Consider the following 12,782-nt stretch of genomic DNA (forward strand, 5'->3'; position numbering starts at 1 on the left):
CCCTCGGATCGAGGCGTTCGGCACAGCCGGGGGACACGGCCACGCGGCGACGGGGTATTCGGTGGCCTCGATGCTGGCGGCGGTCCCCGGCGCGGTGCACGCCCTCGGCACCGGATTCCCGATCCCGGCGCCCCGGTCCCCCGCGAGCACCGCGCTGCACAGGATCGGGCTCCGCGTTCTCCTGCGCGCCGACGCCCGGACCCTGAGGCAACTGTTCGGCGCGTTCGGCCGGATCGACGCTCGTCGCCAGCGGTGGTTCCTCGACGGCGCGAGCCCCTCGTACCAGCTGGCGCTGGCGATGTGGGACATGTGGGTGATCATGCCCGCACGAGACAAGGTGGGGATGATCGCCGCCGTCGTCCGGCGGCGCCCCCGTCCCGCCGTCGGTGCTCGATCGGGCTAACCCGAGACTCGGCGCCGCGGCCCCGCATCACCCGGCGACGGGGAGAATCCGTCGAAGGTGAGGGCGAGTGCCCTGGGACTCCGGGTCAGGCGGAACATCGAGGCCAGCGCGATCACGGCCCACGCCACACCGATCAGTTCGAAGGTCTCCTCGACGTACATGATCGCCACATACAGGTCGGACATCCCCTGGTCGCGTTCCACGATCCCTGAGATTGACTCGATGACCAGCGCTCCGAGGAGGAACACCACCGCGGAGCCGATCAGCCCGACCGTCACCCGGGTTCGGAGGGCGAGGACCAGGCGGATGAGGAGCGCGGCGACCACCAGCGCGATGGCGGTCCCGGGGATGACCCAGCTGTAGTGGAGATCCCCCGGCACCGCCGGCGCCAGGCGGTCACCGAAATAGAAGAGTCGCTCGTGGAGCTGCGCCGCCTCGTCGGCCGAGGCGATGACGGCCACGGTGGAGAACAGCCACCACGACGCCCGGAACCGATCAGAGGTGAGGGCTGCCAGCGCGGCCAGCGCGGCGACGAGCAGCCACATCGTGGCCGCGAACCAGACCGCGATGTTCCCCTCGCCCCCGATGTCGAACGCGCTCCACAGCAGGTTCCACCCGTGATCCCGCTCGTAGCTCCCGGTGGATCGGACCACGACGTACAGGATCCCGGACAGCGGCGCCAGGAGAACCGAGGGCAGCAGCAGCCACCTGGCCGCCCGGGACAGGCGATAGCCGGCTACCCCCGGGTCTCGATCGTGGTCCGGTGGCGCTCCGGTCGGTATGTCATCCGCGGGTGGGGCCATGCGGCCAGGGTAAACACCCGGAGAACCGCCAGCGACCCCGGGAGGTCGCTGGCGGTCCTCCCGCAGGCGGCTAGACCGTGAAGCCGATCGCCCGGAGCTGTTCCCGGCCGTCGTCCGTGATCATCTGAGGACCCCACGGCGGCATCCACACCCAGTTGAGCTCGAGGTCGTTGGCCAGGTCGGAACCCACCACCGCGCTTCGGGCCTGGTCCTCGATCACGTCGGTCAGCGGGCAGGCCGCGGAGGTCAGCGTCATGTCCACGCGCGCGATGGTGGACCCTTCGGTCTCCCCCGGGCGGACCCAGATGTCGTAGACCAGCCCGAGGTCCACCACGTTGATCCCGAGCTCGGGATCGACCACGTCGCGCATGGCCTCCTCGAGGTCGGCGACCAACGCGAGGTCCTCCTCTGACTGCTCGGGGCGATTGGGGTCGGGGCGGAATTCGCCGTTGTAGACGGTGCCCGCCGCGGTCGCGTTCTCCTCCGCCGACGTCGCGTCGTCGACCGACGGGTCGTTGGCCGGGGTCATCTGCTCGGTCATGTCACTCACTCCTGATGCTGTTCGGTCTGTCGGCCGAGAGCGTCCCTGTATGCCATCCAGCCCAGCAGCGCGCACTTGACGCGCGCCGGGTATCGGGACACCCCGGACAGGGCGACGGCGTCGTCGAGGATCTCCTCGTCGCCCTCGTGCTTCCCGCGGGACGAGATCATCTCGTGGAAGGCGTCGTAGGCCTCGAGGGACTCCGACACCGTGCGGCCGACGATGAGGTCGGCCATCATCGAGGTGGACGCCTGGCTGATCGAGCACCCCTGCGCGTCGTAGGACACGTCCTCGATCGTCGACCGGTCGTCGGAGAGTTGCAACCTCAGCGTCAGCTCGTCGCCGCAGGTCGGGTTGACGTGATGCACCTCGGCCCCGAAGGGCTCCCGCAACCCGCTGTGGTGCGGGTGTCGGTAGTGGTCCAGGATGACTTCCTGGTACATCTGTTCGAGCTTCACGACCGCGCACCTCCCACTCCGAAGAACTGCTGGGCCCGGCGCAGCGACCGGGCGAGCACCTCGACCTCGTCGAGGGTGTTGTACAGCGCGAACGAGGCCCGGACCGTGGACTGCACGCCCAGTCGGCGGTGCAGCGGCCACGCACAATGATGTCCCACCCGTACCGCGACACCGTCGTCGTCCAGGACCTGGCTCACGTCGTGGGCGTGGACGCCGTCGACCACGAAGGAGACGGCACCGCCCCGCGCGACCATGTCACGGGGACCGACGATCCGGATGCCGGGGATCTGGCCGAGGGCCTCGAGGGTGGCCGCGGTGAGCGACTCCTCGTGACGGGCGACCGTCTCCATCCCCACGCTTTCGAGGTAGCGCACGGCGGCGGCGAGGCCCACGGCCTGCGACACCATCGGCACACCGGCCTCGAACCTCTGGGGCGGGTCGGCGTAGGTCGACTTCTCCATGGTCACGGTGGAGATCATCGATCCGCCCGTGAGCACCGGCGGCATGGCCCGGAGCAGCTCCCGACGTCCGTAGAGCACGCCGATGCCGGTGGGACCGAGCATCTTGTGTCCCGAGAACGCGGCGAAGTCCACCCCGAGTCCGTGGAAGTCCACGGCCATGTGCGGGACGGACTGGCACGCGTCCAACACGACGAGCGCGCCCACCGCCTTCGCGGCCTCGACGACGCGCGCCACGTCGGTCACCGCGCCGGTGACGTTGGACTGATGGGTCAGCGCGACGACCTTGACCGCGTCGGTCAGCCGGAGAGAATCGAGATCGATCCGTCCGTCGTCGGTCACGCCGTACCACTTCAGCGTGGCACCGGTGCGGCGGCACAACTCCTGCCAGGGCACCAGGTTGGCGTGGTGCTCGAGCTCGCTGATCACGACCTCGTCACCCGGGCCCACGGAGTACGGACCGAATCGGTCGTCCCCGAGCGCGAAGGCGACGAGGTTGAGCGCCTCGGTGGCGTTCTTGGTGAACACGAGCTCGTCCACATCGGCCCCGACGAACCCGGCGATCGCGGCGCGCGCGTCCTCGTAGGCGTCGGTGGCCTCCTCGGCCAGTTGGTGTGCGCCCCGGTGGACGGCCGCGTTGGAGCTCAGGAGGAAGTCCCGCTCCGCGTCGAGTACCGGGATCGGGCGCTGCGAGGTCGCCCCGGAATCCAGGTAGACCAGGGGCTTTCCGTCACGGACCGTCCGCTGCAGGATCGGGAAATCCGAGCGGACGGCCGTGATGTCGAGGGTCGAGGTCATGTTCTCCCAGCTGTCCGATCAGGCGTTCGCGGGCGTGAGGTACTTCTCGTACCCCTCGGCCTCGAGCTCGTCCGCCAACTCCGCCCCACCGGAGGCGGCGATCCGGCCGTCCACGAAGACGTGGACGCGGTCGGGCGTGATGTACCGAAGGATGCGGGTGTAGTGCGTGATGAGGAGGATTCCGCCGTTCTCCTCCGACCGGTAGCGGTTCACGCCGTCCGACACCACGCGCAGCGCGTCCACGTCGAGACCGGAGTCGGTCTCGTCGAGCACGGCGATCTTGGGCTTGAGCAGATCCAGCTGGAGGATCTCGTGGCGCTTCTTCTCGCCGCCGGAGAAGCCCTCGTTGACGCTGCGCTCGGAGAAGGCCGGATCGAAGTCGAGGTCGGACATGGCCTCCTTGACCTCCTTGACCCAGTGCCGCAACTTGGGTGCCTCGCCCCGGACCGCGGTGGCCGCGGTGCGCAGGAAGTTGGCGGTCGAGACCCCGGGGATCTCGGTCGGGTACTGCATGGCCAGGAACAGGCCGGCGCGGGCGCGCTCGTCGACCTCCATCGACAGGACGTCCTCGCCGTCGAGCGTGACGGTCCCGCCGGTGACCTCGTACTTGGGGTGGCCGGCGATGACGTAGGCGAGGGTCGACTTGCCGGAGCCGTTGGGGCCCATGATGGCGTGGGTCATCCCCGACTCGATGGTCAGGTCGACGCCCTTGAGGATGTCGACGGTCTCGGCCGAGTCGGCCGTTGCCGCGACGCGGGCGGTCAGGCCCTTGATCTCGAGAATGGTCATTGGTGTGCTCGCAATCTTTGTGAAGTCTTCGGGGGTGGTCTCTCGGGGTTCTGGGATCAGATCCCGGAGGACTGCAGTTCCAGCTCGACGGCCTCGGCGATCCGCTCACGTACCTCCGGCACGCCGATGCGGTTGATCACCTCTCCGAAGAAGCCACGGACGACCAGTCGCCGGGCGACGTCCTCGGCGATACCCCTGGACATGAGGTAGAACAGGTGCTCCTCGTCGAATCGTCCCACCGCGCTGGCGTGGCCGGCGCCGGCGATCTCACCGGTCTCGATCTCGAGGTTCGGCACCGAATCCGCGCGGGCCCCGTCGGTGAGGACGAGGTTGCGGTTCATCTCGTAGGTGTCGGTCCCCTCGGCGGCGGCGCGGATGAGGACCTCGCCGATCCACACGGTGTGGGCGTCGGGCAGGTTCGACGACGCATCGCCCTGCAGAGCGCCCTTGTAGAGGACCCGCGAGGTGCAGTGGGGTACAGAGTGGTCGACGAGCAACCGGTGTTCGATGTGCTGGCCGTCGTCCGCGTAGTACAGACCGTTGATGTTCACCGTGCCCCCGGGGGCCGTGAACGTCGCCAGTGGTGCGATCCGGACGAGTTCGCCACCGAAGGTCACCGCGGTGTAGGTGAGGGTCGAGTCGCGACCGACCTGCAGGTGGTGATTGGCCATGTGCAGCGCGTCGTCATCCCAGTCCTGGATGAGCACCACTTCGAGGTGGGCCGAGTCGCCGACGATGAACTCGACGTTCTCGGCGACCGTCCCCCCGCCGCGCTGGTCCACCACGAAGGTGGCGTTGGCGAACGGCTCCAGGCGGATCTGGGCGTGGCCGTAGGCCAGTTCGCCCTCCCCCGGTCCGTCGACCGTCACGTACACGGGGTCGGCCAGGACGGTCTCCTTGGCCACGGTCAGCACGGTCGCGGTGTCGACGGAGCTGAAGGCCTGCGCCGCGACGCGGTCCCGGGGTGCCCCGGCCTCGCCGATCCGCTTGTCGTCGGTCCCGACGCTCTCGACGGTCAGTCCGTCACGCTCGGCGACGGAGACGAGCAGGTTCCCGGTGGCCGTGACGCGCGATCCGTCGTGGATGCCGCGCAGCCGCTTGAGCGGGGTGAAGCGCCAGATCTCGTCCTTGTGGCTCGGGACCTCGAACGCGCCGACGTCGAAGGAGGAGAACTGGTCGCCCTTGGTGGCGGTGACGGGGACGCCGTAGCGATCCGTCACCGGGGTGGGGCCGGTTCCGGTGGTGGGTGAAGTGGTGTCGGTCATGGCGGTCAGCCCACCGATCCTTCCATCTGGAGTTCGATCAGGCGGTTGAGCTCGAGGGCGTACTCCATGGGGAGCTCCTTGGCGATCGGCTCGACGAATCCGCGCACGATCATGGCCATCGCCTCGTCCTCGGCCAGTCCGCGGCTCATGAGGTAGAACAACTGGTCCTGGCTCACCTTGGAGACGGTGGCCTCGTGACCCAGGGTCACGTCGTTCTCGCGGATGTCGATGTAGGGGTACGTGTCGGACCGGCTGATGTTGTCCACCAGCAGCGCGTCGCACTCGACGTTCGACTTGGATCCCTTCGCACCGGCGTTGATCTGGATCAACCCGCGGTACGCGGAGCGACCGCCGCCTCGCGCCACCGACTTGGAGACGATGTTCGAGGAGGTGTTGGGCGCCAGGTGCAGCATCTTCGAGCCGGTGTCCTGGTGCTGACCCTCCCCCGCGAACGCCACGGAGAGGACCTCGCCCTTGGCGTGCTCGCCGGTGAGCCAGACCGCCGGGTACTTCATGGTCACCTTGGAGCCGATGTTGCCGTCGATCCACTCCATGGTGGCGCCCTCCTCGGCCCGGGCGCGCTTGGTGACGAGGTTGTAGACGTTGTTCGACCAGTTCTGGATGGTCGTGTAGCGGCAGCGGCCGCCCTTCTTGACGACGATCTCGACCACGGCCGAGTGCAGCGAGTCCGACTTGTAGATCGGCGCGGTGCACCCCTCGACGTAGTGCACGTAGGCACCCTCGTCGACGATGATGAGCGTGCGCTCGAACTGGCCCATGTTCTCGGTGTTGATGCGGAAGTAGGCCTGCAGCGGGATGTCCACCTGGACACCCGGCGGGACGTAGATGAACGAGCCGCCCGACCACACGGCGGTGTTGAGGGCGGAGAACTTGTTGTCACCGGCCGGGATCACGGAACCGAAGTACTCCTCGAAGTACTCCGGGTGCTCCTTGAGTGCGGTGTCGGTGTCCATGAAGATGACACCCTGGCTCTCGAGGTCCTCGCGGATCTGGTGGTAGACCACCTCGGACTCGTACTGGGCCGCGACGCCGGCGACCAGACGCTGCTTCTCCGCCTCCGGGATGCCGAGCTTGTCGTACGTGTTCTTGATCTCCTCCGGCAGGTCCTCCCACGAGGTGGCCTGCTTCTCGGTGGACCGCACGAAGTACTTGATGTTGTCGAAGTCGATCCCCGACAGGTCCGAACCCCATCCGGGCATGGGCTTCTTGTAGAACGTCGCCAGCGCCTTGAGTCGCTTGGCGAGCATCCACTCGGACTCGCTCTTCTTGGTGGAGATGTCACGCACCACGGCCTCCGAGAGGCCGCGCTGGGCTGTGGCACCGGCGGAGTCGGAATCGTGCCAACCGTAGTTGTACTGACCGATCGAGGCGATCCGCTCCTCATCGGTGGTCGGCTCGTGCACGGTGACGTCGGCCGTCACCTGATCTGGGGTGATGGTCATCGCACAGTCCTTTCGGGGGTCGGAACCGACGCGTCTGCGCCGGCCGCTGCGGGGATGGTCGCCGCCAGGTCACCGGCGGTCACCATCCCCGTGGGGATGTTCGTGGTGCAGGCGCAGTCTCCGCCGGCGATGGTGGCGAGGCGCTGGACGTGGGTGCCCACGATCTCGGCCACCACCTCCTGCTCGGCCTCGCAGAGTTCCGGGAACTGGGACGCGACGTTCCACACCGGACAGTGGTGCTGGCAGATCTGGAGGCCCGATCCGGCGTCCTCGATCGACGCGGCATATCCCGAATCCGAGAGGGCGACGGCGATGTCCGTCGCCGCACGCTCGACGTCCTGCGGTCCCTCGGCGGGCCGGACGTGTCCGATGACCGAGCGGACGCGCTGGCGGGCGAAGTCCGCGACGGCGGCGGTGCCGCCGACGCGTCGCAGGGCGGACAGGGCCTCCACCGCGAGGTGGTCGTACCCGTGCTGCGCGGACCTGCGGCCCGTCGCGGTGACCTGGAACGCCTTGGCCGGCCGACCGCGGGTGCCGGCCGGGCGGGTCCGGGTGGCCTCGACCTCGCCGGACTCGACCAACTGGTCCAGGTGTCGGCGGACACCGGCAGCGGTCAGCCCGAGCTCTCGTCCGATCTCTACGGCGGTCAGCGCTCCTCGTTCCAGCAGGAGTTCACGGACGGCCGAGCGGGTGTCGGGCCGCGTGCTGCTCTCGTACGCGTGCTGCACGCTCATCTGCCACTCCCTTCCGGCTATGCTCGGTGCGCCCCGTGCGGGACGCACCACCTCATATTACGCAACACTTCCGTGACGGAAATATTCCCACCCCCCGGTGAGTCCGGCGGTGCCGTCGGAATGTGACCTGCGACACCCACTGTGGAGAGAGGCTGAGGTCAGTGGCACCCAGGTTCCCGGTACGCGGCGCGGGGTCGGTGACCGCCCGGCTCCACACCGAGGAACGGTTCACCGGGGCCCCACCGTCGGCTGAACTGGCCCGACTCCGCCGGATCCGCAGGATCGGCACCACCGCGGCCGTCGCGATGGCGGTGGGTGCCCTGGGCGCCGGCGCCCTGCCGGTCCTGCAGAACCCCGTCGCGGGCGAGCGGTTGTTCGGCTTGTGGCTCAGGGTGCAGCAGTCCTCCATGACCGTGGTCATGACCGGGATGGTGGTGGTGACGCTCTGCTGGCTGTTGCTCGCCCCGTACGTCCTCGGCCGGGATCGCCGGGGACGGCTGAGCGGCCGCATCGACAGGGCCACACTCGACCGCATCATCGCGTCGTGGGCGATTCCGCTCGCGCTGGCCCCGCCCATGTTCAGCAAGGACGTCTACAGCTATCTGGCCCAGGGCGCGATCGGCAACACCCTCGACGACCCGTACGCGCTGGGTCCCGTGTCGGCGCTGGGCACCTCCCACGCCTTGACTGTCAACGTCCCGGACATCTGGCGGGACACGCCGAACCAGTACGGCCCCCTGTTCCTCGGCGTGCAGAAGGTGATCCACACGCTCACGGGGGACGACGTGGTGGCCGGCACGATCCTGCACCGGGTGGTCGCCATCATCGGGATCCTCATGCTGGGCTGGGCTGTCCCGCGCTTGGCGGAGTACTGCGGGGTGTCGGACGTGGCGGCGCTCTGGCTGGCGGTGGCCAACCCGCTCGTGCTGTTCCACCTGGTGTCCGGGATCCATTCCGAGTCGCTCATGATGGGGCTGCTGGCCGTCGGGCTCGTGCTGGCCCTCCGCGCGGTGGACTCCCCGGAGTCCGGCCGTCGGACCACGGTTCTCTTCGTCGTGGGGACCGTCCTGGTCACCGGGTCGGCGCTGGTGAAACTGCCCACCGTCGTCGCCCTGGGTTTCGTCGGGATGGCGCTCGCCCGTCGTTGGGGTGGCGGGTATCTCGCCACCGTGCGGGCGGCGCTGGTGATGGTGGTCATCAGCGGTGCCACCACCGGACTGGCCATGCTCGCGACCTCCTCGGGCCTCGGGTGGATCACGAAGCTCGGAGCGGCCACGTCCCTACGCAGCTGGCTCTCACCGCCCACTGCTCTGGGGGTGATCGTCGGCGGGATCGGGCAGTACCTCGGACTGGGTGACCACACCGCCCAGATCCTGGTGATGGTGCAGACCGCGGCGCTCGTGATCGCCGGCGTGTTCACCGTGAGGATGCTGTTCGCGGTCTCCGCCGGGCGGATCGACCCGGTCGGCGGCCTCGGGGTGTCGATGGCGGCCATCGTCCTGTGCTTCCCCGTCGTCCAACCCTGGTACGTCCTGTGGGCGCTGATCCCGCTCGCGGCGTGGGCCTCGCGGATGGAGTTCCGGATCCCCGTCGTGGCGGTCAGCGCCGTGCTCGCCTGCTTCACCCTCCCGCCGGGTGCGGGCCTGCCGCCGTTCGTCACCGTCCAGGCGTGGGTGGCCACCGTCGTGGCCGTGACGGTCCTGCTGATCGCGATGTTCCGCTGGCCGGGGCTGTTGCGCTTCCGGTAGTCGACGCGGCCTAGAATGCTCCCGTGACCTCACGCACCGACTCCCCCGCGCTCCACGTCGAGGGACTCGTCAAGAGGTTCGGGGAGACCACGGCCGTGGCCGGTCTGGACCTCCGACTGGACCGCGGTGAGGTGATGGCGCTCCTCGGTCCCAACGGCGCCGGCAAGACCACCACGGTCGAGGTCTGCGAGGGATTCCTCCGGCCTGACGGTGGATCCCTCCGGGTGCTGGGGTTCGACCCGGTGTCCGACCGTCAGCGGGTCCGCAGCCGGATCGGCATGATGCTGCAGGGCGGCGGGGCGTACCCCGCGGCGCGTGTCGGGGAGATGGTCCGTCTGGTCGCCTCGTACTACGCGGACCCCCTCGACCCGGACTGGCTCCTCGCCGAACTCGGGCTCAGCGACCACGTCTCGACCCCCTACCGGCGTCTGTCCGGCGGCCAGCAGCAGCGACTCTCGCTCGCCATCGCGGTCATCGGCCGACCTGAGCTGGTGTTCCTCGACGAGCCCACCGCAGGTCTCGACGCGCAGTCCCGGCGGGCCGTGTGGGACCTGGTCGGGGCGTTGCGTCGCGACGGTGCCGCCGTCCTGTTGACGACGCACCTCATGGACGAGGCCGCCGCCCTGGCCGACGAGGTCGTGATCATCGACCACGGCCGCCGTGTGGCCGCCGGCTCGCCGGCGGAGCTCGCCCGGGCGGGGACGTCCGAAGGCGTGACCCTGGTCGTCGACGGTGAGGCCTCCCCGGGTCTCCTGAGTGAGGCGATCGGTCCGGACCACACGGTGACGACGGGGTCCGCGGCGGGGGTCCTGGAGGTCCACGGCCCGGTCTCCCCCGAACTCATGACCACCCTCTGTGCCGCGCTCGAGAAGGCCGACGTCCAGCTCACCTCCCTGGCCACCCGCGCCAGGAGCCTCGAAGAGGTATTCCTCGACCTGACCGGACGGGACCTGCGATGACCGACACCCAGACCGGCGCCAACCGCTTCGCGCCGGGCACGTTCGCCCGCCCGTCCGCACCCGCCCCCCTCCTCCGTATGGCCGCGTCGCAGACACGGATGGAGCTGACGCTGTTCCTGCGCAACGGTGAGCAGCTCCTGGTCGCCCTGGTGATCCCCGTGGCCGTGTTGTTCGCGCTCACCGCGATCGAGTTCGGTTCGATCCCACAACCGAGGATCGACTACGCGATCACGGCGGTGTTGACCCTCTCCGTCATGGGTACCGCGTTCACCGGACAGGCGATCGCCGTCGGCTTCGACCGTCGTTACGGCGCGCTGAAGAGACTCGGCGGGACCCCGCTCCCACCGGCCGTCATCATCGGCGGCAAGATCCTCGCCACGCTGATCCTGGTGGCCGGCCAGGCTGTCCTGCTCGGTGCGATCGCGGCCGGGCTCGGCTGGCGCCCCGGAGCGGCCGGGCTGGCGGTGGGCGCGGTGATGATCGCGTTCGGATCGGTCGCGTTCTCCTCGATGGGGCTCCTCCTCGGGGGGACTCTGCGGGCCGAGGTCGTGCTGGCACTGGCCAACCTCATCTGGTTCGTCCTCATCGGCGCGGCCGGGCTGGCGATCGGTGTGGCGGCCCTGCCCGGGTGGCTGCACGACCTCCTCGTCGTCGTCCCGTCGTACGCGCTGACCAGCGCACTGGTCACGGCGATCGACGGAGGGTTCCCCGCCGTGGCGGCCCTGGTCCTGGTCGGGTGGACCGCGGTCTGCGCCGGACTGGCCGTGCGGCACTTCTCCTTCACCTGATCGCGGAGCCGTCTGCGCGCCCGCCTAGAATCGGGGGCGTGACCTCGACTTCGCACGCCCCGAACCCCGGCAGCCATGCCACGAGCGAACCCCCCGGACCGACGGGACCGTTGTCCCGTCTGCCGATGCCGTCGATCCGGCTGCAGAAGGGCCTCGCGCTGGCCAACGTCTTCGCCCAGATCGGCATCATGACCACCGGGGTCACCGTTCGGGTGACCGCCTCGGGGCTGGGCTGCGAGACGTGGCCGCGGTGCAACCAGGACAGTTTCGTGCCCGTCGCCGGCGCCGGACCCGCGATGCACCAGGCCATCGAGTTCGGCAACCGGCTCCTGACCTTCGTGCTGATCGCGATCGCGGCGGCCCTGCTTCTCGCGATCCATCGTGCCGGCCGTCGCCGCGGGCTCAAGGTGCTCGCCTGGGCGATGCCCGCGGGGATCCTGGCGCAGGCGGTGATCGGGGGCATCACGGTCCTGGCCGGCCTGGTGTGGTGGACCGTCGCGCTCCATCTGCTCCCGTCCATGATCCTGGCCTGGCTCGCGGCCGTCCTGTTCGTCCGGGTCGGGGAGGCCGACGACGCCCCCGCCCGCCGTGTCCTGCCCCCGCCGTTGTCCTGGCTCATCGTCCTGTCCGCGGTGCTCCTGGCCGGTGTGCTGGTGACCGGCACCATGGTCACCGGGGCCGGGCCCCACGCCGGTGACGCCCGCATCGAGGCCGCCGACCGCCTCCAGATGCCGATCCAGTGGCTGGTCCACTTCCATGCCGAACTGATGGTCGGGTACGTCTGCCTGCTCATCGGGCTGGCGTTCGGTCTTCTCGCGTTGCGCGCTCAGGGACCGGCCATCCGGCGCTGCCTGATCCTCATCGCGATGATCGCGGCACAGGCCGTCGTGGGGATCACCCAGTACCAGCTGGGGGTGCCCGAGGTGCTGGTGGTCCTGCACGTGACGCTGGCGGGGGCCATCACCGCCGTGACCGGCGCACTCTGGGCCTCGGCGGTCATCAGGGACCGGGCGGACGGGAGTCCGCGGCCCGCGTAGTCCGGCCGGCGGCAGGGCCCGCCTGACGCGAATGCGGAACGGCCCCGCCGTGGCGGGGCCGTTCTCGTCCTACCGGGGTCTCAGAGCAGGGATCCGGAGCCGGCCATGCGCTTCCAGTGGCCCGCGGGCACATCGGCATGGGAGACCAGTTCACGGGTCCAGTCCGAACCGGTGAGCCCGGGAACCGAATCGCGCACGGCCTCGGCCTCGGCGAGGGTGTCGACCATGTAGTCGTCCATGACCCCGTCGGCGCCCACGAACGTCAGACGGATCCCCGTCCGACCGGTGGGCTGCAGGACGAGATCGGCTGCGCCGCCATGGCGGGCGAGGAACTTCTTGACGAACTTCACGGCGCCCGGGGGCGGTGTCGGGCCCGCCGGAACGCGCTCGACCTTGATGGGATCGATCTTCTCCGACGGCGCCTTCTCTGCCGCCTGCTTCTCGACCGACTTGTCCTCGGCGGCCGGCTCGTCCGCCGGAGGAGTCGCGGCGGGCTGGGACGCGGCAGGGGCGTCGGCGGGCCGGGAGGCGGCGGAGG

Annotated in this window: 13 protein-coding genes and 1 pseudogene; 5 read left to right on the forward strand and 9 right to left on the reverse strand. The window is 69.6% G+C overall.

The genetic code is table 11. The features are described 5' to 3' along the window. Positions 1–403: pseudogene (locus G6021_RS00635) on the forward strand (lycopene cyclase); the annotation flags it as partial. Here the strand turns inward: G6021_RS00635 and G6021_RS00640 are convergent. The 8 genes from G6021_RS00640 to G6021_RS00675 form a co-directional block, all read right to left on the reverse strand. Further along, positions 400–1,206, reverse strand: coding sequence for a hypothetical protein (locus tag G6021_RS00640; protein WP_241736365.1), 807 nt, complete (start codon positions 1,204–1,206; stop codon positions 400–402). The pseudogene G6021_RS00635 and the gene G6021_RS00640 sit on opposite strands and share 4 nt — an antisense overlap. 70 nt (positions 1,207–1,276) lie before the next feature. Further along, on the reverse strand, positions 1,277–1,747 hold the full coding sequence (locus G6021_RS00645) for a metal-sulfur cluster assembly factor (protein ID WP_179525310.1): 471 nt from the start codon (positions 1,745–1,747) through the stop codon (positions 1,277–1,279). A 5-nt stretch (positions 1,748–1,752) separates the two neighbouring features. Then, on the reverse strand, positions 1,753–2,205 hold the full coding sequence (gene sufU, locus G6021_RS00650) for a Fe-S cluster assembly sulfur transfer protein SufU (RefSeq protein ID WP_179525311.1): 453 nt from the start codon (positions 2,203–2,205) through the stop codon (positions 1,753–1,755). After that, positions 2,202–3,461, reverse strand: a complete 1,260-nt coding sequence (locus G6021_RS00655; protein ID WP_179525312.1) for a cysteine desulfurase — start codon at positions 3,459–3,461, stop codon at positions 2,202–2,204. Before G6021_RS00655 ends, sufU begins: the two co-directional genes overlap by 4 nt. Positions 3,462–3,479: 18 nt before the next feature. Further along, the gene (gene sufC / locus G6021_RS00660) at positions 3,480–4,250 is read right to left on the reverse strand and encodes a Fe-S cluster assembly ATPase SufC (RefSeq protein ID WP_179525313.1); all 771 of its coding nucleotides are present in this window, start codon (positions 4,248–4,250) and stop codon (positions 3,480–3,482) included. A gap of 56 nt (positions 4,251–4,306) precedes the next feature. Beyond that, entirely contained in the window at positions 4,307–5,515 is a 1,209-nt protein-coding gene (sufD, locus tag G6021_RS00665) for a Fe-S cluster assembly protein SufD (RefSeq protein ID WP_182638525.1), read from the reverse strand. A gap of 5 nt (positions 5,516–5,520) precedes the next feature. After that, positions 5,521–6,978, reverse strand: coding sequence for a Fe-S cluster assembly protein SufB (sufB, locus tag G6021_RS00670; RefSeq protein WP_179525315.1), 1,458 nt, complete (start codon positions 6,976–6,978; stop codon positions 5,521–5,523). Beyond that, on the reverse strand, positions 6,975–7,712 hold the full coding sequence (locus G6021_RS00675) for an HTH domain-containing protein (protein WP_179525316.1): 738 nt from the start codon (positions 7,710–7,712) through the stop codon (positions 6,975–6,977). Before G6021_RS00675 ends, sufB begins: the two co-directional genes overlap by 4 nt. A gap of 161 nt (positions 7,713–7,873) precedes the next feature. Here G6021_RS00675 and mptB point away from each other — a divergent pair, with 161 nt between their 5' ends. From mptB to G6021_RS00695, 4 genes are read left to right on the forward strand one after another with little or no spacing between them, the layout of a single operon-like run. Beyond that, positions 7,874–9,460 (forward strand): polyprenol phosphomannose-dependent alpha 1,6 mannosyltransferase MptB, encoded by a 1,587-nt coding sequence (gene mptB, locus G6021_RS00680; protein WP_179525317.1) that lies wholly within the window; start codon positions 7,874–7,876, stop codon positions 9,458–9,460. Between the two features lie 23 nt (positions 9,461–9,483). Then, on the forward strand, positions 9,484–10,419 hold the full coding sequence (locus G6021_RS00685; protein WP_182615376.1) for an ABC transporter ATP-binding protein: 936 nt from the start codon (positions 9,484–9,486) through the stop codon (positions 10,417–10,419). Then, positions 10,416–11,207 (forward strand): ABC transporter permease, encoded by a 792-nt coding sequence (locus G6021_RS00690; protein WP_182638523.1) that lies wholly within the window; start codon positions 10,416–10,418, stop codon positions 11,205–11,207. The genes G6021_RS00685 and G6021_RS00690 overlap by 4 nt, the downstream gene beginning before the upstream one ends. 38 nt (positions 11,208–11,245) lie before the next feature. Further along, positions 11,246–12,244, forward strand: coding sequence for a COX15/CtaA family protein (locus G6021_RS00695; protein ID WP_182640464.1), 999 nt, complete (start codon positions 11,246–11,248; stop codon positions 12,242–12,244). 80 nt (positions 12,245–12,324) lie between these two features. On the opposite strand, the gene G6021_RS00700 is transcribed toward G6021_RS00695, so the two are convergent. Continuing rightward, positions 12,325–12,782: hypothetical protein (locus G6021_RS00700; RefSeq protein WP_187700280.1), on the reverse strand; the 458-nt coding region annotated here is incomplete at its 5' end.

It is taken from the genome of Dietzia sp. CW19 (assembly GCF_014145265.1).
In the GTDB taxonomy this organism is placed as follows: Bacteria; Actinomycetota; Actinomycetes; order Mycobacteriales; family Mycobacteriaceae; genus Dietzia; species Dietzia natronolimnaea.

Bases quoted from the DNA above. Each gene is read 5' to 3' on its own strand.
- G6021_RS00640 (WP_241736365.1), bottom strand. From the start codon at position 1,206: ATGGCCCCACCCGCGGATGACATACCGACCGGAGCGCCACCGGACCAC.
- G6021_RS00645 (WP_179525310.1), bottom strand. From the start codon at position 1,747: ATGACCGAGCAGATGACCCCGGCCAACGACCCGTCGGTCGACGACGCG.
- G6021_RS00655 (WP_179525312.1), bottom strand. From the start codon at position 3,461: ATGACCTCGACCCTCGACATCACGGCCGTCCGCTCGGATTTCCCGATC.
- sufC (WP_179525313.1), bottom strand. From the start codon at position 4,250: ATGACCATTCTCGAGATCAAGGGCCTGACCGCCCGCGTCGCGGCAACG.
- sufD (WP_182638525.1), bottom strand. From the start codon at position 5,515: ATGACCGACACCACTTCACCCACCACCGGAACCGGCCCCACCCCGGTG.
- sufB (WP_179525315.1), bottom strand. From the start codon at position 6,978: ATGACCATCACCCCAGATCAGGTGACGGCCGACGTCACCGTGCACGAG.
- G6021_RS00675 (WP_179525316.1), bottom strand. From the start codon at position 7,712: ATGAGCGTGCAGCACGCGTACGAGAGCAGCACGCGGCCCGACACCCGC.
- G6021_RS00690 (WP_182638523.1), top strand. From the start codon at position 10,416: ATGACCGACACCCAGACCGGCGCCAACCGCTTCGCGCCGGGCACGTTC.